We start from the raw sequence: 22,260 nt of genomic DNA on the forward strand, positions 1-22,260 counted from the left end.
TTTAGTGTGATGACATTGTGTGGTGTCTGACTTGCCTGTGCTCTGTTCCTCTGCGACTCTGGTATTTAGTTTCCCTTACCCCGTCTCAGTGCAGAATATGTTGTTGATGAAGGTAATTGATTATCTGTTGCGTTATTTGCTGATGTAATTGTTCTCTCTCAATGGCCGGAGTCGCACAGATAAAGTTTTCCCCCTCAGCGGCCAGAATAGTGCCCGCGGCAGGTTGGCATATTGGCAGGAAATCAAAATGGCCACTGTTGGCTAAGGTTATCGCGGTAATATTGGGTTGATTGAGTTGTTTTACCCATTTAGTACCAGCCAGATTCACTGAAGCATCTGGCGAGATAAAATAGTGGGCGTTAATCAGTAGCAGTGGGGCGGTCAAATGAGACAGGCTACTGTTTTGGTAAAAAGGTACCATGCCCGGATCCAGTGCAATCGCAAAGTCTAGGCGTCTATCGGCATAATTCCCTTCAAATTTTTCGACTGGCAGTGAGTCTAATTTCACCCGTGCACGAGTATAAAATTGGCAATTAGGTTGTGCTGGCTGTTGCTGGCAACCTGCAACAAATCTTGGTAGTGAAAGTGTGGCACCTAATGCTGCTATGGCGCTGTAACCTCCCTTTGAGTGGCCGATCACTCCAATAGGTTGGTTATCCAAAACGGTTTTCCAATGTGGGTCGGAAAGTAATTTACTGATGACAAAAGAGATATCTTCAGTTTGTAGCCACAGCTGAGCTGATTGCGCGGGTATTGAGTTACCGGTGGTGCTGCCCGGATGATTACTGGCGACCACCACAATACCTTGTTGTACCAGCTTATCCGCCAACCATGCCAAACTGGTATTGTTGCCGCCGCTGCCATGACTGAGAATGATTAAAGGGAAATGTCCGTTGGCAAGAGCCGCATTGAATAAAACAGATGTGCCCTGAAACACCGCATTTTTCCCCAGCAGACTCGGTTTACCCTGCTCGGACGTTGGATAGTAAATCACGGTATCTAACTGACGATGGCGCTGGAGATCATTGAATGAAATTTGGGTTGCTGCAGTTTGCCAGCCATAACTGCTCAGTGGAAAAAACAGGAAAAAACATAAATACAGAACAACATTTTTCATTGTATAACACCTTGATTGGTTGAGTTCTTCACCACCTTAAGAGGGGCGAGATGTTGCAGCGACCTCGATCATGATCCAGTCCCGGAACGTGCTTGTTTTCAACCATCTGGCTGTCTACACTGCGAAACAGTTATTCACGATATCTATTTGTTAAGGCAAAGATATGCCGCTAATTCCGGTCTCTTTTCTGCTATCCATTCTATGTATTGGTCTGTTTTATCATTTAATTAAAACCGGGCGGCAGAGTGTGTTTTTGCTGCTGTTATTGCTGGTTTGCGCGCTGCAAAGTGGCCTGATTGGTTTGCGCTATGGTTATCATTTGGCGCTATTCAATGGCCTACAACCAATAGTTGCCATGACTATTCCGCCACTGACCTATTTAGCTTTATTGAGTACAGCGAAAGGAAGTGTGGGTATTAGCCAAGAGTGGAAACACAGTTTAGCTCCCATGGGTACCCTAATCTGTGTGTGGCTGGCACCACAGTGGCTAGATGCTATCGTCATTATTAGCTATGTGGCATATGGCCTTGCTGTGTTGGTTTATTTACGCCTTGGCGAGGATCGTTTGCAGCAGGTTTCATTGGAAAAAAGCTGGCTCAGTTATCGCTTATGGTTACTGATGGCTATTTTACTCATAGGGTCCGGGATGGCGGATATCATCATTAGCGTGGATTATGCCTTATTTGCCGGAAATCAGGCCGGAGTCATCGTCAGCTTTAGTAATCTATTGATTACACTGGTGATGTGCTACACGCTGGCGACTAGCGCGCGTCGTGGGGAATCGATTTCCGAGGTACCGGCTGAAGCGGGAATAATAGACAATAAGCCGGATAATGAAGCATTGGAGGAACTATTTTCTGCTATCTTATTGACCTTAAAACAAAATAATCTTTATTTAGACAGTCAGCTTAATTTGTCTAAGTTAGCGCGTAAAGTGGGGGTGCCCGCGCGCAAAGTGTCGCAGGCGATTAATCAGCAAACTGGGCAAAATGTCTCGCAATATGTCAACCAGTTGCGGATTGACCAAGCAGCGAAGCTATTGTCGACAACTGAATTACCGGTGGTCGATATTATGCTGGAGGCAGGGTTTCAGACTAAATCCAACTTCAACCGCGAGTTCATGCGGGTTAAGGGTATGACACCCTCACAATGGCGTGAACAGCAACTGTCAACCGACACAAAGTAGCAGGCAAATAATATTTTATTATACAAATCTGATTCAGCCTGCAAACTTATCGGGTATGGTGAATAACACTTTCTATTTTGTTTGAGCACTGCATATGTCTGCTGATTCTGCTCCCGTGCTGGCTAATAGCACGCTACTGACGACTCGCCAAATCACTAAATGCATCCTGTCGATTCTTCGTTTGCTATCTGACGTTCAGTCTGCCACTAGCTGTGCTGCCCGGCTTGCTGGGGTGTAGACTATTCCGAAATAGTTGCTTTGAGCCAATAAAATCGTGGTTTCCCTTATTTATTGCGGTAAGGTCGCTCAATTGGAGTTAAAAAGAGGGGAAATAAATGTATTTACGGCCAGATGAAGTGGCTAAAGTCCTAGAGAATGCCGGCTTTGAGAGAGATTATACGGTTGATCAGGCTTACGGTTATCGGAAAGCGGAGCATTACGTGTATGTTAACCGTGAAGCCCGTATGGGCAGGACAGCATTGATTATCCACCCAGCGCAGAAAGATAAAAGCTTATTATTTGCTACACCAACGGCTACACTTCGTATCAGTGATAAGTATGTCGAATTTCCGCTCTATTTAGCGGGTGAAGCTGAAGATCGCTACGGTATTGCCCATGGTTTTAGCTCAAGAGAAATGTTATTGCGCTACTTGAACAGTATGTTCTAGACAGTTTTCTCGTCCCTCCTGCCGCAATAAATTTCATCCGCCGTAATGTCATCACTAGTGCAATACGGCGTCCGCTTCCTGGTTAAAATGCAGATTATAATTGCGGCGGAATTGCGCCAATTCAAAAGCATCTAAATCAAGCTCGGCAAAATAGAATAGCGCGGCTTCAGTATGCTCGGCTGTTAGCAGCGGGGATATGTGTGAGCGAATCAGCGTATTTCGCCATTGCATCACATTTTCGTCGGAAGGGTCTTTGATAAAGGTTTGATAAATAAAAACCAGATAAGCCGCTTTTCTAACATCTTCGGCATATCCATTGCTGGTGGAGCGAATAAACATCTGCGTTTGACGTTGCCCCATCTCTTGCAGCATTGATTCAATATAAATGGGTTTTATTTTCAGTAAATTAGCCAATGTGTCCACGGCTTTGCGGGTATCTGAGGTCAATACACGATAGCCCACAATAAAAACTACGATCAAAACAGCAATAATTATCCACGTCATGTAGTGTTTCTTTGCGCCATAAAAGGTGAAATTGACAACGTAAAATTATCGGGCTGTTGAATCGCCGGTACAGATAAAATCAACCCAATATCTACTGATTATCGCCACTGAAATTATCGCCATTTTTTTGCTGATTATTCAGATGATGATTAAACGCGGCGGCATCTTTTGCCAAGGCATCAAGATGCGCACCCAATACTTTGATCTGCCTAACCAGCGAATGTTGTTCCGGCAAGGTATTCGCGGTGTTGAGTTTTCTAAGTAACATGTCATTTTTAGCACGCAATGCAGTTTCCCGCGCTTTTGACTGCTCCAATTCATGTTGCAGTGCTGTGTAGCTTACCTGCCATGTCTGGTGCTGCTTCTCAAAAGTTGATTGCAACTCACTCATTGCATTAAGAAACTTTACTTCAAGCTCACGCATTGTCATTGCTTTTCCTTTATGACGGCTTCCGATTTTCAGTGGCAGTATAGCGAAATCTGAGCATAACCTCATCTGCAAGAGTTTGTCTTTTATTAACGGCACGGAACCCAATCCAATGACAGGCTACCCGTGGTTTTATCATAATTAATGAGTGATTTGTTTTTATCATTCATTAATGTGTAAAATAAATAAGCCTTGCTATTACCCTCTCAGCATGCGTTAATAGCGTCATCGGTTTGTAGCACAGACCTATTTATGTAAGCCATTTAAGTAAAGCAGTTCCTAGTTAAAGCGATATTTTTAGACATCACTTCTCCGACGAATTTCCTTCTTTAGTGCCCCCATAAGTAACTCTTGATAAGCAGACCTCAATTGCCAAAATTTGGCACTAATAATGAAGGAAATACCTCTATGTCTACTAAAATGACTGGTTTAGTAAAATGGTTTGATGCTGGTAAAGGTTTTGGTTTTATTTCTCCTGCTGACGGCAGCAAAGATGTTTTCGTGCATTTCTCTGCAATCCAGGGGACTGACTACAAAACTCTTGATGAAGGCCAGAACGTTGAGTTCAGCATCGAGCAAGGCCAGAAAGGCCCTTCAGCTGTAAACGTAGTTGCACTGTAATTTACCTTACTGCAATTAATGTTTCGCTGTAATTAAATCTGATCTAGGTTAGATTTAATGTTGGTGATTTTAATTAAAGTTGCCAACAACCAAAAAAACCTCGCTAAGGCGGGGTTTTTTGTTTTCTAAGATCTCGAATATATTTTATTCGTATGAGATAACTACCACTAATTATATTTAAATTGTCGCCGATATACCGCAGGGGTAATACCAACGGTTTGGCGAAATGCATTTCTAAACCCTTCAACCGTCTGAAATCCACAATATTCGGCAACGTCTACAATATTCATCTGATCCCTTTCCAGTAATTCTTTTGCTGCATGCATTCTTTCGTGTTGTAACCAAATTTTTGGTGTTTGACCGGTAGAGGCGGCAAAGCGACGTAAAAAAGTCCTTTCGCTGAGAGCTAACTCTGCAGCCATCTGGCTGATAGTCCAATTTTTCGCCAGCTCTTCACGCACTCGCTCCATCAATTTTGCCATATCTCGATAGGGTTCTTTGGTCACTGGCGTTGGAATAAACTGTTGTTGTCCTCCTCGACGAAGTGGTGCCATAACTAAGCGCCGGGCCACTTGATTGGCGATTTTAGCGCCAAAATCACGGGTAATAAGATGTAAGCAGGCATCAATACCGGCACTGCTGCCCGCCGAAGTGATGATTTGCCCTTCATCGACATACAGCACATTAGCATCGACATGAATATCGGGATAATGCTGTGCCAGATAATCAGTGTAGCGCCAGTGTGTGGTCGCACTTTTCCCCCGCAATAATCCTGCCGCCGCTAAAACAAACACACCAGAACAGATGGAGATAATACGAGTGCCGCGCGCGACTGCTTGCCGCAATGCCTCAATAAGTTCCAATGAAGGCTGAGCATTAGGGCTGCGCCATCCGGGAATAACAATGGTTTTAGCCTGCGCTAATTGGTCGATACCGGCATCAACCTGAATATGTAGGCCACCATTGGCAGTTGAGATGTTTTTATCCACGCCAACCACTTGGCACTGATACCAAGGGAAATTAAATTCCGGACGCGCCAGCCCAAATATCTCCTGTGCAATACCAAACTCAAACAGACACAGGCCATCATAGGCCAATATCGCGACCCGCCCCGGATCTTGTTCTATCGGGGGGTTAGGGTAATGAGTAGCTGAATGATTCATTGGCGTATCTCAGTGGTTTATTGTCATTTCTGCCACTGTAATCGGCTAATGCTATTTCTTAAAGTGATGCTTCACAATATTTAGTGGAGAAATCAAATGAGCAGTTTAGTTAGCCAAATACCACCGGCCTCTTCTAAGCAAGCATTGCAGCATTTTTCTCAGCGCCTGGCGTATGAAACGGATTGCTCGGATGTCTATACCAGTCAACAGCAAGGAATCGTGGATTTTATTTTAGTGGATGTGCGCAGTGAGGCAGCATTTGCAGCAGTGAATGTGCCAGGAGCAATTAATATTCCTCATCGATTAATGGATACCTCGCTGCTTTCACATTACCCGACAGAGACATTATTTGTCGTTTATTGTGCTGGGCCACACTGCAATGGAGTTCACCGAGCAGCAATAAACTTGAGCCAACTCGGTTTTGCGGTTAAAGAGATGATTGGCGGTGTTACTGGTTGGCGTGATGAGGGCTTGCCACTGAACTATGCTAACAACAGTTCGGTTGATCAAGTCAATGGGACTGTGAGCTGCGGCTGCCAGAGTTGAGTTTCTCTACTGTGATATAAAACGCATAGCTTTCCTTATGTTGGCGATTACCCGCTATTATTCTTGGTACTCATGATGAGTTAGCTGGTAGAGTAATGGCGGTTTAATTATTGCAGGAATTCTGTATGCGTTCTGTTTATCTGTGGGTAGTCGTAGTGGCTATTGGCATGACTGCGGTCGTATCACAGCTTAGTTTCTTTTTCATTGAACCGCAGCAGGGTGCCGATGAGGGGAAAGTGTTGGTGCTAAAGCGCACGCCAAAGATGAGTTTTATTGATAGCCCGCGAGGTTACTGCCAACGCGAGTATCCGACAGAAGATTATTTACGTTGCGAATCGAGAACTCTTCCTCAGCTACTGGAAAACACTCATGCTCTTTATGAGTTGCCGTTTAGCGCTTATTTTTACGAGATGACATATAAAACTAATTTTTAAGCATTATCTGTGAATTACCATCATTCCTATGGCACCATGCATATTAAGATTTTAATATAGATTGCTGTTAAATAGTTTCATAAATTTAATATATAACACATAAAGGAGTTAGCTGTGAATTGGACGGAGGTCTTGGTATCTGGAGGGGTAGCAGCGGTTCTGGGTATTGTTACAACAACATTACGCAACAGAAATAAATTGAGTACGATTAGTGCTATTTTATGGTTTATTATCCCCATAGTTATAGGGAATATTATTTATTACCAATATAATAATCCGAACTGGCTACGTGGCAATGAACGCACTCAAATAGAACAATCACTCGAGAGCTTCCCTGTCTTCCGAACACTCAAACAACAAGAGCCAGCCCTTTATACCCAGCTGATCGACAACTTTATTAAATCGAAGAATGCAGGGCATTCTGAACAACAACTGATTGATGAAATGAAACAATCTGTCGCTGAGTTAACCGTGCAGCGAATTCAGCGAGCATCTGATGAAAACGTGATCGACTATATGAAGATTATTTTGGAAGAGTTACGTTATTATCAGGCCAATAATCGCAGTGAAAAACTCTGTTTTAAGGCGTTGTTTCCACAAGTTAGCGGTGGTGTGAATACCACGAAAGTTCTACCCAGAGAGCTGCTAGATCGTGATCTTGATTCAGTTAATCGTTTGTTCGAGTCTTCAACCGGTGAAGTAATAAAGCCAAAAAATCAAGAGTATGAGAGCAAACTTAATATTGTTATTGAGCAAATGCAGCAGCAATACGGTGATGATTTGCACATGTTCTCAAACCCAGCAAGCGCTGATGTGGATCGAGAAAAAATCTGTGATATGGCCATCGATATGTATAGTGAAATATTGAAACTGCCTCCGAATGAGGCCGGTGCAATTTTACGTTCGATGCTGGGTGGTGAATAAAAAAATCTATCCTGGGTTGGGCATTAAAGAATTCCTATGCCCAGGAATGACTACTGAATCACTCTATTCTCCTTTCTATTATGCTTAGGTTTCGATTAGTGGATATTAACCTCTGATTGAAACTTGCCTTATTATTCTATGCTCTGTCTGGTTATTACAATTAAGAAAATAACAATTTAATCACTTAATGACTAATTAGTCATCTTGATAAAAACAGTAAACTGACTTTCTTATAGGAATTATCTCTTGATAGCAAAGAAACAATAGGTAAATCTTGTTATATATTCGCGTGTGAGAAATTGTCTTCGAAATTTTAATTGTACTTTTTGTCATATCTATAGATGTAGATCAATTTTATTTATTATTAATTTTATTTTTGGCTTGGTTTTTTTGATTTTCCTCATCTAAAACTGATATATGTCACATAAACACTTTAAAACTCTAATTGTCATGGGGAAAATTAGTCATTAGCGTTAAATTAGGTGTCTATTACCCATATTATTGTTTAGTGCTACGCTTAATTGCTTGTTGAATCTTTTTTCTGACTGGCAATGACCTATATTTGCTGGCTAATTTATCAAAGGATGATTCATGTCTAAACGTTTATGGCTCCGGAATAGCTTACTGACCGTCGCTTTATTGAGTGCTTTTTCTATTCCGGTTAGTGCTGCAACTCACACATTGCAGTTGGCTATCGGTGATGAACCGACGGAAGGCTTTGACCCCATGTTAGGGTGGAGTCATGGTAGTTATCTGCTGCTGCACAGCCCGTTACTGAAACAAAATGAAGATCTCAGTTGGAATAGTTTTCTACTGAGCCAGTATAAAACCAGCAACGATGGTAAAACGTGGTTACTGACGCTGAAACCCGACCTTAAATTCTCTGATGGCTCGCCCCTGACCGCGAAAGATGTGGTGTTTACCTACAACAATGCGGCAGCCAGCGGCGGTAAAGTTGATATGGGTAATTTCCTCAAAGCTGAGGAGATCGACCCTCTTAATATCCAGATTCAACTGAAAGCGCCACAAAGTACCTTTGTGAACGTCTTGGGGTCACTGGGTATTGTTTCAGCGGATAAATACGATGCTAAGACCTATGCACAAAAGCCAATTGGTGCCGGGCCATATCGTTTAGTGAGTTTCCAGCCGGGTCAACAAATGATCGTGGAAGCTAACCCGTATTATGCGGGAAATAAAAATGATTTCGATAAACTGATTTTTGTTTTCCTGGATGAAGACAGTGCTTTTGCCGCAGCGCAAAGCGGCCAATTAGGCGTAGTGCGTATTCCTCCCTCGATGGCAGTAGGCCCGGTTAATAACATGAAGTTATGGGTCAGACCGAGCGTGGAGAACCGTGGCATTGTGTTCCCGACGACACCTGCGGGTAAAAAGGATGCGCATGGTTATCCCATTGGTAATGATGTCACCGCCGATGTTGCTGTTCGCCGCGCCATTAACTATGCCATCAACCGCCAGCTACTGGCTGACCAAATCATGGAAGGCCATGCCGTTCCAGCCTATACCGGCGTGCAGGGGTTACCATGGAATAATCCAGACTCTGTCATCAAAGACGGTGATATTGAAAAAGCCAAGCAGATTTTGGAGCAGGCTGGTTGGAAAGTGAGCAGTAATGGCATCAGAGAGAAAAATGGTATTCCTGCTAAAATCACACTTTGGTATACCAGCGGCGATACCACACGGCGTGATTTGGCGCAGGCGATGCGCTCAATGCTGAAACCTATTGGTATTGATGTTGATTTGAAATCCGGCAGTTGGGAAACCGTCGAACGGAATATGCACGCCAACCCGACACTGTTTGGTTGGGGTAGCCTCGATCCGATGGAGCTGTATCATCACTACAGCAGTAAGGCGGCCGGTGTGGAATATTATAATCCTGGCTACTATCAGAATCCGGTAGTGGATAAACATCTGCAACAAGCGCTGGATGCCCCAACCTGGGAGCAAGCGGTGCCATTTTGGCAACAAGTGGATTGGGATGGTACAACCGGTGCAGGTATTCGTGGCGATGCGGCATGGGCGTGGTTATTGAATATCCAACACACTTACCTGGCTAATAGTTGCGTTGATCTCGGCAAGGGGGCGCCTGAGATCCACGGTTCCTGGTCACTGCTCAATAGCCTCGATAGCTGGAAATGGACCTGTCAGTAATGAAGGGCGTTTCACTATTTGCCTTGCGTTTAATTTGCCTACTGCTGATCACCGCTGTGGGCACTTTTACGCTACTGAGTTTCTCCCCTGTTGACCCGATACGTGCCTATATTGGCAGTGAGTTACTGCATGTCCCACCGGAGCAGTATCCACTGATTGCGGCACGTTGGGGGCTGGATTTGCCTTTATGGCAGCGTTTTCTGCATTGGTTTACCCAAGTTTTACAAGGAGACTTTGGTTACTCAATGCTGTACAACGCGCCGGTTTCTCAGGTTATCGGCGAACGTTTTGCTACCTCGTTTGCATTGCTATTTTCGGCATGGCTATTCTCTGGCATTGTTGGGCTATTACTGGGGCTGACTGCCGGGCGCTACCTAAATCGCTGGCCGGATCGCCTGATTTCAACTTTGTCATATTTATTGGCTTCATTACCCACGTTCTGGATTGGCTTATTGCTGCTGTCATTATTTGCCGTGAAACTGAATTGGGCTCCCATTTGTTGTGCATGGACTCCGGGAAGTAATGCTGAGACCGCCAGTTGGAGCGACAAGCTGCATCATCTCATGTTGCCTATGCTCGCCTTAGGATTATTGGGGGTGGGGAATATTGCTCTGCATACTCGCGCCAGAGTGGCCGAAGTGATGAACAGTGAGTTTATCCGCTATGCCCAGGCGCAAGGTGATGAAGGCTGGTCACTGGTTAATTTTCATATTTTACGCCATGCCATAACCCCCGCACTGTGCTTACAATTTGCCTCGGTGGGTGAATTATTGGGGGGATCTTTATTGGCTGAGAAAGTCTTTGCTTACCCAGGGTTAGGGCAGGCCACCATTGATGCCGGTTTGCACGGTGATATCCCGTTATTGATGGGGATTGTGATGTTTTGCGCCATTTTGGTCTTTTGCGGTAACAGCATTGCCAACGCACTGTTACACCGCCTCAATCGGGGGGCTGCACGGCAATTATGACTTATAACCCAAATCTGGCTTTGTTCCGACTCTTCGTTTCCCTAGCGCTATTAACCATTTTAATTGTCTACGGCTACGCAATATATCCTATTGAAATACCAATGGATTTAATGGCTCGTCGCCAACCGCCCTCTCTGTCTTATTGGTTTGGTACCGACAGTTTAGGCCGCGATTTGTGGCTGCGCTGTTTCCAGGGCATGACCACTAGCCTACAAATTGGTTTGATTGCAGCTTTTGTCAGCGGCCTGTTGGCGATGCTCGCTGCCAGTTTAAGTGCGGTCAATAAAACGCTGGATTATCTTATTCGTGGGCTGATTGATAGCATGCTGGCATTGCCGCATTTACTACTATTGGTGCTGATTTGCTTCACGTTAGGTGGGGGGAAACACGGTGTTATTCTGGCGGTGGCATTAACCCATTGGCCAAAGCTTGCCTTGATTTTGCGTGCCGAAATCTTACGTATTCGTGAAACCGATTACGTTATGCTTTCTCATCGGCTAGGTAATAGTAATTTTTACCGTTGGCGTCATCATCTGCTACCGTTATTACTGCCACAATGGATTGTTGGCACCTTGCTGATGTTCCCCCATGCGGTGTTACACAGTGCGGCATTGAGTTTTCTGGGGTTTGGCTTGTCACCTCATGAGCCGTCGTTGGGGATATTATTGGCCGATGCACTGCGCTACCTGAGCAGTGGAGCATGGTGGCTGGCATTTTTTCCGGGCCTGATTTTGGTGAGTTTGGTATTGATTTTTGACCAGTTTGCCCGATCACTGCAACAACTCTGGGTGAGGATAGCCTGATGCTGAAATTTTCAAGCTTTGCCATTGATGTTGCCCACTATCGCTGGCTAGGGCGAAAAACCTGGCACCCTTTGCTGAGTAATATTTCGCTGGAAGTGAATCCGGGGGAATTGGTCGCGCTAGTCGGTGGCAGTGGTGAGGGCAAGAGCCTGTTACTGCAAAGTGTCTTGGGTTTGTTGCCAGATAATATGCGCTGTCATGGTGAAATTATCCTTGATGGAGAGGTTTTATGTGCTCAGGACAAAATCGAGCGGCGCGGTAAAACCTTATGTTACGTGCCTCAAGGGGTGAGTGCGCTGAATCCCTTGATTAAAGTTGGCTCGCAAATGACCCGGGCAGCACAACTCAGTGGGGTAAAACTGCGGCTGGAAGATGTCGCCATGCAATTGCAAACCTACAACCTCGCACCGGGCTTGGTACATGATTTCCCTCGTCAACTCTCTGGGGGAATGGCAAAGCGAGTACTTACTAGCTGTGCGACACTGACGAATGCCCGCTATATCTTGGCGGATGAAGTCACCTCATGGTTAGATGAAGAACATGCCTGTCAGTTACTCACCCATTTACGTGCTTTTTGCCAGCAAGGGCGCGGAATTTTATGGGTAACCCATGACTTAGCGCTAGCAGCGCGTTTCGCCGACAAAATAGCGGTCTTACACCAAGGTGAATTGCACGAGACACTGAGCGCCGATGAATTGAAAAATAACGGTGGCAGCCTATGGTTGCAATCACTGTGGGCAGCATTGCCGGAGCAACAATTTGTTAGCCAGGCGCAGTCGTTAACGGAGGTGGCAGAGTATGTTTAGCGTCGATAATCTGACCATTGTCCAAGGTGGGAAGCGGCTGTGGGATTCTGTCTCATTTTCATTGATGCCGGGAGAGCGGTTAGGTATTTCAGCTCCCAGTGGTTTTGGTAAAACGACTTTAGGGCGAGTATTGGCACAATGGCAGTCGGCGACGTCAGGTCAAATTCGAGTCGGCGGGGCTTTACTGGCTAAAAAAGGGTATTGCCCAGTTCAATTGGTTCCTCAACACCCGGAACAGAGCTTTCACCCTTACCGGACCACCGGTGAGAGTTTGCATGATGCCTGGCAGCCAGATGCCCGGTGGCTTGAGCGGATGGTGGTTAATCCGGATTGGCTAAAACGTCGACCCGATGAGCTCTCTGGGGGAGAATTGGCCCGAATTGCCTTGTTGCGCGCATTGGACCCTCGAACTCGTTATTTAATTGCGGATGAAGTGACCGCACAACTGGATGCTCATATTCAAGCGCAAGTTTGGCAAGTATTACTCGAAGAGACCGCTCGTCGTCCATTGGGGTTAATTATTTTCAGTCACAACAAATCGTTATTAGAGAAAGTGTGTTCACGGATATGGATACCCGAAAGAGAGAGTGAAAAGACTCTTTATCCAAGACCACAGATTAGACCCCATCTTGGTTTGGCGATGATAAAAATAGGATGATTATTAGTAATTATTAATAGGTGTAGCATTAAGAGTTAACGACGAAATAATAATTCAGCGTGATAATCTCATGCTGGAAAGAAGGCTTTATCTTATTTCAAATTATAAATACCTTGATTAAGGTCATATTATTCTTAACTGGGTGGATAACGTTTTGCCATAAAAAGTTAATAATAATTAATATGCCAGATAGACAGGTTTAAATTAATAAATTGAGATATAGATAAATATTCGGCAGTGACAAATTTAATCCAGAAGGCGGTTTTGCTGTTCAATCTGGCATGTGCTATTTTGTGAGGTTAAATTCACCTCAGATTTACTTAGGTTTTTCATCTATATACTCGTATTTTACTAGCATAAAACCCTAATCAGATAGGGCCGTAATACTTTATTTTCGATAAATAAAAACCCCTTAAATAAAATTTGTAACCATTTGATTTTAATTTAAAAAATCATTTTAAATGTAAATGATATACAGTCATGCATATTAAATTTGTAATTAATGATGAATTTTTCAGGTTTTGGACTATATTGGTTAAAGATGTTTTTTTATAGCAAACCCTTGATTTATAGCCATCTCTGCTACAAAAAATCATACTAAAATCTTGTTTTGGAAAAAAGGGGCTCACTAGCTATGACATCAGCCATAGAAGGCAAACGATTAACCGGCTCATCCCCATGTTTATTACTGTTGATAAATAGAGTCATACTTTTCTTTTTCAGTAAACAAATATTAATAAGCACGACTTTAGTATTGCTTGAGATAACTAAAAACGGTAGAAAATACCTACCCATAAAAATCATCATACAAAAAATTCAACGAGATAATATTGTTATTTGCCATTGTAGTTATCTGCTATGTGATAGATGAATAGTCGTTTTCAGTCAGTTGTGCAGCAGAAAAGGTTACCGAATAAATATCTGGCAGCAGATTGATAGTAATTAAAATGTAGTATCAGAATTCGAATGAAGGAGCGGGCAGGAATACAGGAGGATACAGTTAAATTCTGAAACAAGCTCCAGGGCCTATTTTATCAGTAACAACAAGGGATAACGCTTTATAGACAAGTTTTAGAGCTTATAGGTTGTTTTTCTTACTCTCACTTTAACTTTCTTAACCAGATACAGGAGGGCTTATGCAGCTCACCCCAAGAGAAGTTGAAAAGCTCATGATCTACACGCTGTCTGATGTGGCGTTCAAACGCAAAGCGCGTGGCTTGAAACTCAATTATCCGGAAGCCGTTTCTATTATTACAGTGACTGCAATGGAAGGGGCCAGAGATGGTAAATCCGTTGAAGATGTCATGAAAGAAGCCAGCAAAGTTCTCACTAAAGATGATGTGATGGATGGGGTAGCTGATCTGATTCCGAATGTTCAGGTTGAAGCGATTTTTACTGACGGTAGCCGTTTGGTCACAGTGCACGATCCCATTAAATAATAGATGGTCATGAGTAACGGCAGCATGCGAGTAAAACCTGAATTGAATATTGCAGAGGATTAAAGCATGAGCGCAAAGAAAGGCACTAGCACTAAAGGCATTAGCACAAAAGGCACCACAGAAAAAAATATCCCCCTCGGTGGCTGCATTTTAGCTGATGAGCCGATCACCTTTAATGAGAATAAACCCGTTACCAAAGTTAAAGTCCGTAACACCGGTGACCGGCCAATCCAAGTGGGTTCCCACTTCCACTTCTTTGAAGCTAACCGCGCACTTGAGTTTGATCGTACCGCGGCTTATGGCAAACGACTGAATATCTCCTCAACTACCGCAATCCGCTTTGAACCCGGTGATGAAACTGAAGTTTCGCTTATTCCTTTCGGGGGCAAGCAAACACTGTATGGTTTTAATAACCTGGTCGATGGCTGGACCGGTGAGGGTGTCGTTCCTAATAGTGAACGCCCGGATAAGCTCGAGGCTATCCGCCGAGCAGCGGCACGTGGTTTCAAATCATCATCTAAATAACACCTTATCTCAATGAAAATCATCGAAATTCGCATACGTGTAATTAAGTAGCCTGTTACACGCACCGGAAAAAGAAAGGAGCGACAGATGCCTCAAATTTCTCGGCAAGAATACGCGGGTCTATTTGGCCCAACGACGGGTGATAAAATACGTTTGGGTGACACCAATCTATTTATTGAAATCGAAAAAGATCTGCGTGGATATGGTGACGAGTCGGTTTATGGCGGTGGTAAGTCTTTGCGTGATGGGATGGGGGCGAATAACCATCTGACCCGCGATAACGGTGTACTGGATTTAGTGATAACCAACGTCACCATTGTTGATGCCCGCCTAGGGGTGATTAAAGCAGATGTCGGTATCCGCGATGGTAAAATTGCCGGTATTGGTAAAAGTGGTAACCCTGGTGTGATGGACGGCGTGACACCGGGTATGGTGGTTGGGGTTAGTACCGATGCCATTTCAGGCGAGCATTTGATTCTCACTGCTGCCGGTATTGATAGCCATATTCACTTTATCTCTCCACAGCAGGCTTATCATGCGTTATCCAATGGTGTGACCACCTTCTTTGGTGGGGGAATTGGCCCAACCGATGGGACGAATGGGACGACTGTGACGCCAGGCCCATGGAATATTCGTCAGATGCTGCGTTCAATCGAAGGTCTGCCTGTCAACATCGGTCTTCTGGGGAAAGGTAACTCTTACGGGCGCGGTCCTCTTATCGAACAAGCAATAGCGGGTGTTGCCGGTTATAAAGTCCACGAAGATTGGGGGGCGACTGCGAACGCTATCCGCCATTCATTGCGGATGGCGGATGAAATGGATATTCAGGTTTCCGTGCATACTGACAGTTTGAACGAATGCGGCTATGTGGAAGATACCATTGATGCATTTGAAGGCCGCACTATTCATACCTTCCATACCGAAGGGGCGGGTGGTGGCCATGCACCGGATATCATCCGAGTCGCCAGCCAACCTAACGTGCTACCAAGTTCAACCAACCCAACCTTGCCATACGGTATTAACAGTCAGGCTGAACTGTTCGACATGATTATGGTGTGCCATAACCTCAACCCAAATGTGCCTGCAGATGTCTCTTTTGCTGAAAGCCGTGTACGCCCAGAAACCATCGCCGCAGAAAACGTACTGCACGATATGGGGGTTATCTCCATGTTCTCCAGTGACTCGCAAGCCATGGGGCGTGTCGGGGAAAACTGGTTGCGCATTATGCAAACAGCCAATGCGATGAAAGCGTCGCGCGGCAAATTACCAGAAGATGCCGCGGGTAACGATAACTTCCGCGTACTGCGCTATGTGGCAAAAATCACTATTAACCCGGCTATTGCACAAGGTGTCAGCCATGTCATTGGCTCCATTGAAGTGGGCAAAATGGCCGATCTGGTGCTGTGGGACCCGCGCTTCTTCGGTGCCAAACCTAAGCTGGTTATCAAAGGTGGCATGATCAATTGGGCAGCAATGGGCGACCCTAACGCATCACTGCCAACACCACAACCCGTGTTCTATCGGCCAATGTTTGGTGCGATGGGCAAAACACTGCAAGACACTTGCGTCACCTTCGTTTCTCAGGCTGCACTTGATGATGGTGTGAAAGAGAAAGCTGGACTCGATCGTCAGGTTATTGCCGTTAAGAACTGTCGTACTATTTCTAAATACGATTTGGTACGCAATGACCAAACACCAAACATTGAAGTGGATCCAGAAACCTTTGCGGTGAAAGTGGATGGCGTGCATGCCACCTGTGAGCCTATTGATACAGCGGCAATGAACCAGCGCTACTTCTTTGGCTAATAGATGAGTCTGGACGCAAATCCAGTTTATATAAGCATTCAGCTTGCCCATAGTAAGTGTCATCTGGCTTTTGGATGGGGCGATCAACAATTGCTGGGATGAATGGCACAGAAAAGGATTTCATTACTGTGGGCAACTGACAGTCGCAGGGAGTCAATAACATGATTTTGATAGAGCACATTCTTGGCAATGTGAAAAAAGATCCGGTTTGGCAGACAAAGCTCAAAGATGCCACTTTCGATATCTTGGTCTTGGATCAGCGGGAGGCGCAAAAAAGCCGCTGCCGTAAATCCAGTACCCAAGGTCTGGATCTCGGTATTTCTCTCGACCGAAACGTTGTTCTTGCTGATGGTGATGTGCTGGCATGGGATGAAAAAACCCATGTCGCTGTCGTGGTCCAAATCAATTTGCGTGATGTGATGGTGATTGACTTAAGCGAGCTGAAAAGCCGTTCACCGGATGAGTTGATCAAAACCTGCTTTGAGCTTGGACATGCGCTGGGCAACCAGCACTGGAAAGCGGTCACTAAAAATAATGAGGTTTTTGTGCCTCTGACCGTTGCCACCACCATGATGGACTCTGTCATGAGAACTCATGGCTTCCAACATTTGCCTTTCCGTTTTGTTAAAGGGGAAGAGATTCTGCCATTACTCAGCAATTCTGAAGCCCGGCTACTGTTTGGCGGCGCAGAAGACACTGATACCCATGTGCATGTGGCCAGTCCTCTGGATGAGCCGCATGGTTCCGGTTTACATATTCACGGCATTCATTCTCACGGCGATGGACATTCACATAGCCATGATAGTGGCCAGGGTCACAGCCACGCTGATCACGACCACGATCATAAACACTGATCCGGCAGGGGGGCACCGCAATGAATGCATCAGATCTCATTCGTATCATGCAATTTGGTGATTCCGTACTGCCGGTCGGGGCCTTTACCTTTTCCAATGGTGTGGAATCGGCTATCCAGACCGGGGTGGTGCATGACGTGCTAACACTAAAAGGCTTTGTACTCACGGCGCTAAAGCAGGCCGCTAGCTGTGATGGAATGGGGGTTGTCGCTGCTCATAGAGCAGTAGTCGCCGATGATCGCGACGGTATTATCCGGGCTGATTGGGCCGTCAATAACCGCAAGTTAAATGAAGAAAGCCGCCTGATGGCAACCCGAATGGGGAAAAAACTGGCTGAGATGTCCATTCATGTGGTGGAGCATCCACTGATTAGCTGGTGGCTAGAGCAGATAAAGAGTGGTAATACCGCCGGGACTTATCCCGTGACTCAGGCGGTGGTGATGGCAGCACAAGGGATTGGGCAGCGGGAAGTGGTCGTGATGCATCAATATGGTGTAGCGATGACGATTTTAAGTGCGGCTATGCGTTTGATGCGCGTTACCCATTTCGACACCCAACATATTTTATTTGAATTAAATCATGATATTGAGAAGTTCTGTGATGTTGCCGAGATTGGCGATATTGAGCAGATGTCTTCTTATGTCCCCATTGTGGATGTTTTGGCGGCGGTGCATGTGAAAGCGCACGTCCGCTTATTTAGTAATTAATAAGAATGAATTCTGAATACTGGGTTTTTCTGCCGACCGAGTACAGACCAACATCAGATTGCAATAAAGAGGATTATCCCGTGAATAGCCATTCAACTGACAAACGTAAAAAGATAACTCGTATAGGTATTGGCGGCCCGGTAGGTTCAGGTAAAACCGCTATTATTGAAGTGATTACCCCTATTTTGATTAAACGGGGTATTAAGCCACTGATTATTACCAATGACATCGTGACTACCGAAGATGCCAAGCAGGTAAAACGCACCCTGAAAGGCATTCTGGATGAAGAGAAGATCCTCGGAGTGGAGACGGGGGCTTGCCCGCATACTGCGGTGCGTGAAGATCCGAGTATGAATATCGCTGCGGTAGAAGATATGGAGGAGCGCTTTCCTGAGAGCGACCTTATCATGATTGAAAGTGGCGGCGACAACCTGACACTGACCTTCAGCCCGGCACTGGCCGACTTCTATATCTATGTTATTGATGTGGCTGAAGGTGAAAAAATTCCGCGTAAAAATGGCCCTGGTTTGGTGCAGGCAGATATTCTGGTCATCAATAAAATTGACCTCGCGCCTTATGTCGGTGCCAGTTTGGATGTGATGGAGAGTGATACTAAAGTGGTGCGCGGCGGTCGTCCTTATATCCTAACCAACTGTAAAACCGGACAAGGTATTGAAGAACTGGTGGATATGATTATGCGCGACTTCCTGTTTACTCACGTACAGCCGCAAGGAGAGCATGCATGACATCGCAGAGCCAGAATATCGTGGAAACTCCTTCACGGGTTCGTGCTCACGCATTAGGTGTTAACGCGCCGGAATTAGCGAAATATCAGGACGAACCGGCGCAAATGCGTAGCGGGGCAATAGGGAAAAGTGGCTATCTCAAACTGAGATTTGCCAAACGTGAACATCGCAGTATTTTGGCGGAAATGGAAAGACGCGTGCCGTCGTTGGTGCAAAAGGCGTTGTACTGGGATGAAGAGATGCCGCAATTACCTTGTGTCACCATGATTTCAACGTCGGGCTGTATTTTGCAAGGAGACCGGCTGGCCACGGATGTGCTGGTGGAGGCGGGGGCTTGTGCTCATGTCACCACACAGTCGGCGACCAAAGTTCACATGATGAATGCGAATTATGCTTCACAGATACAGAATTTCACGGTGGAAGAGGGGGGGTATCTGGAGTTTATGCCGGACCCACTCATCCCTCATCGTAATTCTCGATTTATTACGGAGACCACGATTCACATTCATCCTACGGCGACAGCGATTTATTCAGAAGTGCTGATGTCCGGGCGTAAGTATCATCATGAGGATGAGCGCTTTGGTTTTGACGTCTATTCATCGCGAGTAGCGGCACACAATTTGGCAGGTAAAGAGCTGTTTGTTGAGAAGTATGTATTGGAACCAAAGTCAGAGAGCCTTGATGCCACTGGCGTAATGCAATCATTTGATGCATTTGGCAATGTGATTTTATTAACGCCCAAAGAGCACCATGAGCGAATTCTGGCGCGAGTGCCCGCCCATTTCGATATCAAGGGGGGGATCGCCAGTGGGGCAACTCGCTTGCCAAATGACTGCGGCATTGTGTTTAAAGCACTGGGTATCGACAGTGCTGGTGTTAAGGCTGAAATACGGCAGTTCTGGAAAATAGCGCGTGAGGAAATTCTCGGCATAACTTTGCCGGAAAAATTCTTATGGCGCTGAAGTGTCATCTCATGTCAGTCAACCATCGCTACATCAGTAAGTGATTCAGGGAACGAGTGCAGCGAACACCGCTGCGGCTTCCAGTAAGAAGGGTAAAAAAATGAATGCGAAAACGGGCAACCAATCCGGCTGGGCACAACTGAGTGCTTCAAATGTCTTCATTGAATTTATCGATACAACGCTGCGCGGCTGTGCTCAGGTTATGTTCCAGAATAACCCGCTGACGGGGTTATTCTTCTTTATTGCGATATTTGTCGGCGCTTATGGTGAGGGCAATCCGGCGGTGGCCTATGGCTGTGTTCTGGGCACTGTGGTTGCGACATTAACCGGGTTAACCATGCGTGACCGCCAGTCATGGCGCTCGGGATTATATGGTTATAACGGGTGCCTGGTCGGAGTGGCATTACCCACATTTTTGGTGGCTACACCGGTAGTTTGGGCTTGTATTGTTTTGGGGAGCATTGTGTCAGTGATTGTTATGGTTTGTATCGCTGATATTTTAAAAACCTGGAAAGTGGCGGCATTAACTGCACCTTTTGTTCTTACCACTTGGATGATATTACTGGCCAGCTATGCCTTTGCCGGACTACATAGCAGTGGGTTACCCACACCGGTGCTACCCCATCAAATTGTTTTAGATGCCGGAGCACCCGCAGCGGGCAATATTTTTGTCAGTATGTTTAATGGTGTCTCTGAAGTCTTCTTATTAAGTAGCTTGGTCGGTGGCATTATTTTTGTCATCGGGCTGTCCATTGCCTCTCTCTGGGCGGCGGTGTTTGCTCTGGGTGGGTCGTTATTGGCACTTTTCACCGCCATATTTTTGGGGGCTGATCCTGCCAGTATTGATACTGGACTTTATGCTTTCAGTGCGGTATTGACGGCTATCGCATTAGGTTCAACTTTTAATAAACCCAGTTGGCGTGTTTTGATTTATACCATTATTGGCGTTATTTTTACGGTAATTGTACAGGGTGCTCTCAACATCTTATTGTCACCTATCGGCATTCCTACCTTGACGATGCCTTTTGTTCTGGCTTCGTGGTTATTCCTGGTACCGAATAAAGATGTCATGCCAGCCCATAGACAATAGCGTTTTATTCTGGAGTACACACATGGCGACTGAAATAGAGAAACGTAGCGCCTTTGGTGAGCCAAAAACGAAACGTCGCGCTATCTATTTGCTGATTGGCTTATTGGTCGTTAACGGGCTGGCGTGGTTTTGGGCTTTTACTGAATTTAATAATAATGCGGTATTAATGGGCATGGCGTTTCTGGCTTATAGTTTTGGCTTGCGACATGCCGTGGATGCAGATCATATTGCTGCTATTGATAACGTCACTCGAAAACTTATGCAGCAGGGGAAGACTCCGATTGCGGTCGGAACGTTTTTCTCACTGGGTCATTCAACTATCGTGATATTAGCCTCACTGGCTATTGCTGCGACCGCGATGGCATTTAAAAATAATATGGAGTGGTTCCATGAGATTGGGGGATTAATTGGCACCCTGGTTTCATCGGTATTTTTGCTATTATTTGCTTTTCTTAATTTAACCATCTTGATTTCAGTGTATAAAAAGTTCAAACAGGTCAAAGCGGGTCATGTGTATAAAGATGAAGAGCTTGACCTACTGCTGACTAATAATGGTGGCTTGCTCGCTCGAGTTTTCAGGCGCGTGTTTAACATGGTCAATAAAAGCTGGCATATGTATCCGGTCGGTTTTTTATTTGGTTTAGGTTTTGATACTGCCACCGAAATTGGTGTCTTAGGGATCTCCGCCGCCAGTGCAAGTCACGGTATCAATTTATGGTCAATAATGCTGTTCCCGATTTTATTTGCTGCTGGTATGGCTTTGATTGATTCGCTCGATAATTTTGTGATGATTGGTGCTTATGGCTGGGCCTTTTCTAAACCGGTACGAAAACTGTATTACAACATTACTATCACCGCAGCGTCGGTTATCATCGCTTTCTTTATCGGCGGTATTGAGGCTTTAGGACTCATTGCAGATAAACTTAATTTAACTGGAGGAGTTTGGACGCCGATTAATAATATCAGTGAGAATTTAGGTGAAATAGGTTACTGGATTATTGGGATGTTCCTGCTGTGTTGGTTAATTTCAGTCGTTAATTATTATATTCGTGGCTATGATAAATTGAGTATTGGTAGTTAACTTTTTACCGTAAAATAAGGCACTCATCAATGAGTGCCTTATTTGTCATATTGACC

The 22,260-nt window shown here is 45.2% G+C and carries 24 protein-coding genes; 20 read left to right on the plus strand and 4 right to left on the minus strand.

Going from position 1 to position 22,260, the window contains the following annotated elements; all coding sequences use genetic code 11:
* Positions 1-85: 85 nt before the first annotated feature.
* Entirely contained in the window at positions 86-1,117 is a 1,032-nt protein-coding gene (locus DJ58_RS12085) for an alpha/beta hydrolase family protein (RefSeq protein WP_115155716.1), read from the minus strand.
* A gap of 163 nt (positions 1,118-1,280) precedes the next feature.
* On the opposite strand from DJ58_RS12085, the gene DJ58_RS12080 reads away from it, so the two are divergent.
* Together DJ58_RS12080 and DJ58_RS12075 are read left to right on the plus strand one after the other, a co-directional pair.
* A complete protein-coding gene (locus DJ58_RS12080; protein WP_004711609.1) occupies positions 1,281-2,303 on the plus strand; it encodes a helix-turn-helix domain-containing protein in 1,023 nt (340 codons plus the stop codon).
* 335 nt (positions 2,304-2,638) lie between these two features.
* Positions 2,639-2,971: a DUF2002 family protein gene (locus DJ58_RS12075; RefSeq protein WP_004711607.1), complete on the plus strand. Its 333-nt coding sequence runs from the start codon at positions 2,639-2,641 to the stop codon at positions 2,969-2,971.
* A gap of 54 nt (positions 2,972-3,025) precedes the next feature.
* Here the strand turns inward: DJ58_RS12075 and DJ58_RS12070 are convergent, their stop codons facing one another.
* On the minus strand, positions 3,026-3,475 hold the full coding sequence (locus DJ58_RS12070) for a DUF1198 domain-containing protein (protein WP_004711604.1): 450 nt from the start codon (positions 3,473-3,475) through the stop codon (positions 3,026-3,028).
* A gap of 91 nt (positions 3,476-3,566) precedes the next feature.
* Positions 3,567-3,905, minus strand: coding sequence for an MbeD/MobD family mobilization/exclusion family protein (locus DJ58_RS12065; protein WP_032911699.1), 339 nt, complete (start codon positions 3,903-3,905; stop codon positions 3,567-3,569).
* 405 nt (positions 3,906-4,310) lie between these two features.
* Between DJ58_RS12065 and cspE the strand changes: the two genes are divergently transcribed.
* Positions 4,311-4,523, plus strand: a complete 213-nt coding sequence (cspE, locus tag DJ58_RS12060; protein WP_032816455.1) for a transcription antiterminator/RNA stability regulator CspE — start codon at positions 4,311-4,313, stop codon at positions 4,521-4,523.
* A 167-nt stretch (positions 4,524-4,690) separates the two neighbouring features.
* Here cspE and ftrA read toward each other — a convergent pair whose 3' ends face one another.
* Positions 4,691-5,686, minus strand: a complete 996-nt coding sequence (gene ftrA, locus DJ58_RS12055) for a transcriptional regulator FtrA (protein ID WP_004711599.1) — start codon at positions 5,684-5,686, stop codon at positions 4,691-4,693.
* 96 nt (positions 5,687-5,782) lie between these two features.
* Here ftrA and DJ58_RS12050 point away from each other — a divergent pair, with 96 nt between their 5' ends.
* The 17 genes from DJ58_RS12050 to DJ58_RS11970 all read left to right on the plus strand — a co-directional run bounded on the left by DJ58_RS12050 (position 5,783) and on the right by DJ58_RS11970 (position 22,204).
* Positions 5,783-6,232 carry a rhodanese-like domain-containing protein gene (locus DJ58_RS12050; protein ID WP_004711598.1) on the plus strand — a complete coding sequence of 150 codons (450 nt, stop codon included), beginning with the start codon at positions 5,783-5,785 and terminating at the stop codon, positions 6,230-6,232.
* A 125-nt stretch (positions 6,233-6,357) separates the two neighbouring features.
* Positions 6,358-6,666, plus strand: a complete 309-nt coding sequence (locus DJ58_RS12045) for a hypothetical protein (protein WP_004711595.1) — start codon at positions 6,358-6,360, stop codon at positions 6,664-6,666.
* Positions 6,667-6,780: 114 nt separating this feature from the next.
* Positions 6,781-7,590: a hypothetical protein gene (locus DJ58_RS12040; RefSeq protein ID WP_032911698.1), complete on the plus strand. Its 810-nt coding sequence runs from the start codon at positions 6,781-6,783 to the stop codon at positions 7,588-7,590.
* 591 nt (positions 7,591-8,181) lie between these two features.
* Positions 8,182-9,759: an ABC transporter substrate-binding protein gene (locus DJ58_RS12035; protein WP_004711592.1), complete on the plus strand. Its 1,578-nt coding sequence runs from the start codon at positions 8,182-8,184 to the stop codon at positions 9,757-9,759.
* Entirely contained in the window at positions 9,759-10,727 is a 969-nt protein-coding gene (locus DJ58_RS12030; protein WP_080544667.1) for an ABC transporter permease, read from the plus strand. Before DJ58_RS12035 ends, DJ58_RS12030 begins: the two co-directional genes overlap by 1 nt.
* Positions 10,724-11,530: an ABC transporter permease gene (locus DJ58_RS12025; protein WP_032911696.1), complete on the plus strand. Its 807-nt coding sequence runs from the start codon at positions 10,724-10,726 to the stop codon at positions 11,528-11,530. The genes DJ58_RS12030 and DJ58_RS12025 overlap by 4 nt, the downstream gene beginning before the upstream one ends.
* Entirely contained in the window at positions 11,530-12,336 is an 807-nt protein-coding gene (locus DJ58_RS12020) for an ATP-binding cassette domain-containing protein (protein ID WP_004711591.1), read from the plus strand. Before DJ58_RS12025 ends, DJ58_RS12020 begins: the two co-directional genes overlap by 1 nt.
* Positions 12,329-12,994 carry an ATP-binding cassette domain-containing protein gene (locus DJ58_RS12015; protein WP_032911695.1) on the plus strand — a complete coding sequence of 222 codons (666 nt, stop codon included), beginning with the start codon at positions 12,329-12,331 and terminating at the stop codon, positions 12,992-12,994. The genes DJ58_RS12020 and DJ58_RS12015 overlap by 8 nt, the downstream gene beginning before the upstream one ends.
* A 1,136-nt stretch (positions 12,995-14,130) precedes the next feature.
* Positions 14,131-14,433, plus strand: coding sequence for an urease subunit gamma (locus DJ58_RS12010; protein ID WP_002215288.1), 303 nt, complete (start codon positions 14,131-14,133; stop codon positions 14,431-14,433).
* Between the two features lie 66 nt (positions 14,434-14,499).
* Complete coding sequence (gene ureB / locus DJ58_RS12005; protein ID WP_004711588.1) at positions 14,500-14,958, plus strand: urease subunit beta; 459 nt, start codon at positions 14,500-14,502, stop codon at positions 14,956-14,958.
* An 87-nt stretch (positions 14,959-15,045) separates the two neighbouring features.
* Positions 15,046-16,764: an urease subunit alpha gene (locus DJ58_RS12000; RefSeq protein ID WP_004711585.1), complete on the plus strand. Its 1,719-nt coding sequence runs from the start codon at positions 15,046-15,048 to the stop codon at positions 16,762-16,764.
* Positions 16,765-16,925: 161 nt separating this feature from the next.
* Positions 16,926-17,618 carry an urease accessory protein UreE gene (ureE, locus tag DJ58_RS11995; protein WP_004711584.1) on the plus strand — a complete coding sequence of 231 codons (693 nt, stop codon included), beginning with the start codon at positions 16,926-16,928 and terminating at the stop codon, positions 17,616-17,618.
* A 20-nt stretch (positions 17,619-17,638) separates the two neighbouring features.
* Positions 17,639-18,325: an urease accessory protein UreF gene (locus tag DJ58_RS11990; RefSeq protein ID WP_004711583.1), complete on the plus strand. Its 687-nt coding sequence runs from the start codon at positions 17,639-17,641 to the stop codon at positions 18,323-18,325.
* Positions 18,326-18,405: 80 nt separating this feature from the next.
* Complete coding sequence (ureG, locus tag DJ58_RS11985; protein WP_004711580.1) at positions 18,406-19,071, plus strand: urease accessory protein UreG; 666 nt, start codon at positions 18,406-18,408, stop codon at positions 19,069-19,071.
* The gene (locus tag DJ58_RS11980; RefSeq protein WP_032911693.1) at positions 19,068-20,033 is read left to right on the plus strand and encodes an urease accessory protein UreD; all 966 of its coding nucleotides are present in this window, start codon (positions 19,068-19,070) and stop codon (positions 20,031-20,033) included. The genes ureG and DJ58_RS11980 overlap by 4 nt, the downstream gene beginning before the upstream one ends.
* A 100-nt stretch (positions 20,034-20,133) precedes the next feature.
* Positions 20,134-21,123 carry an urea transporter gene (gene yut / locus DJ58_RS11975; RefSeq protein WP_032911692.1) on the plus strand — a complete coding sequence of 330 codons (990 nt, stop codon included), beginning with the start codon at positions 20,134-20,136 and terminating at the stop codon, positions 21,121-21,123.
* A 22-nt stretch (positions 21,124-21,145) separates the two neighbouring features.
* Entirely contained in the window at positions 21,146-22,204 is a 1,059-nt protein-coding gene (locus tag DJ58_RS11970; protein ID WP_004711575.1) for a HoxN/HupN/NixA family nickel/cobalt transporter, read from the plus strand.
* Positions 22,205-22,260: the final 56 nt, after the last annotated feature.

Origin of the sequence: Yersinia frederiksenii ATCC 33641, from assembly GCF_000754805.1 — a bacterium.
Lineage (GTDB): Bacteria > Pseudomonadota > Gammaproteobacteria > Enterobacterales > Enterobacteriaceae > Yersinia > Yersinia frederiksenii.

Coding starts and splice junctions, on each gene's coding strand:
- DJ58_RS12085 (WP_115155716.1), bottom strand. CDS start 1,117: ATGAAAAATGTTGTTCTGTATTTATGTTTTTTCCTGTTTTTTCCACTG.
- DJ58_RS12080 (WP_004711609.1), top strand. CDS start 1,281: ATGCCGCTAATTCCGGTCTCTTTTCTGCTATCCATTCTATGTATTGGT.
- DJ58_RS12075 (WP_004711607.1), top strand. CDS start 2,639: ATGTATTTACGGCCAGATGAAGTGGCTAAAGTCCTAGAGAATGCCGGC.
- DJ58_RS12070 (WP_004711604.1), bottom strand. CDS start 3,475: ATGACGTGGATAATTATTGCTGTTTTGATCGTAGTTTTTATTGTGGGC.
- DJ58_RS12065 (WP_032911699.1), bottom strand. CDS start 3,905: ATGACAATGCGTGAGCTTGAAGTAAAGTTTCTTAATGCAATGAGTGAG.
- cspE (WP_032816455.1), top strand. CDS start 4,311: ATGTCTACTAAAATGACTGGTTTAGTAAAATGGTTTGATGCTGGTAAA.
- ftrA (WP_004711599.1), bottom strand. CDS start 5,686: ATGAATCATTCAGCTACTCATTACCCTAACCCCCCGATAGAACAAGAT.
- DJ58_RS12050 (WP_004711598.1), top strand. CDS start 5,783: ATGAGCAGTTTAGTTAGCCAAATACCACCGGCCTCTTCTAAGCAAGCA.
- DJ58_RS12045 (WP_004711595.1), top strand. CDS start 6,358: ATGCGTTCTGTTTATCTGTGGGTAGTCGTAGTGGCTATTGGCATGACT.
- DJ58_RS12035 (WP_004711592.1), top strand. CDS start 8,182: ATGTCTAAACGTTTATGGCTCCGGAATAGCTTACTGACCGTCGCTTTA.
- DJ58_RS12030 (WP_080544667.1), top strand. CDS start 9,759: ATGAAGGGCGTTTCACTATTTGCCTTGCGTTTAATTTGCCTACTGCTG.
- DJ58_RS12025 (WP_032911696.1), top strand. CDS start 10,724: ATGACTTATAACCCAAATCTGGCTTTGTTCCGACTCTTCGTTTCCCTA.
- DJ58_RS12020 (WP_004711591.1), top strand. CDS start 11,530: ATGCTGAAATTTTCAAGCTTTGCCATTGATGTTGCCCACTATCGCTGG.
- DJ58_RS12015 (WP_032911695.1), top strand. CDS start 12,329: ATGTTTAGCGTCGATAATCTGACCATTGTCCAAGGTGGGAAGCGGCTG.
- DJ58_RS12010 (WP_002215288.1), top strand. CDS start 14,131: ATGCAGCTCACCCCAAGAGAAGTTGAAAAGCTCATGATCTACACGCTG.
- ureB (WP_004711588.1), top strand. CDS start 14,500: ATGAGCGCAAAGAAAGGCACTAGCACTAAAGGCATTAGCACAAAAGGC.
- DJ58_RS12000 (WP_004711585.1), top strand. CDS start 15,046: ATGCCTCAAATTTCTCGGCAAGAATACGCGGGTCTATTTGGCCCAACG.
- ureE (WP_004711584.1), top strand. CDS start 16,926: ATGATTTTGATAGAGCACATTCTTGGCAATGTGAAAAAAGATCCGGTT.
- DJ58_RS11990 (WP_004711583.1), top strand. CDS start 17,639: ATGAATGCATCAGATCTCATTCGTATCATGCAATTTGGTGATTCCGTA.
- DJ58_RS11980 (WP_032911693.1), top strand. CDS start 19,068: ATGACATCGCAGAGCCAGAATATCGTGGAAACTCCTTCACGGGTTCGT.
- yut (WP_032911692.1), top strand. CDS start 20,134: ATGAATGCGAAAACGGGCAACCAATCCGGCTGGGCACAACTGAGTGCT.
- DJ58_RS11970 (WP_004711575.1), top strand. CDS start 21,146: ATGGCGACTGAAATAGAGAAACGTAGCGCCTTTGGTGAGCCAAAAACG.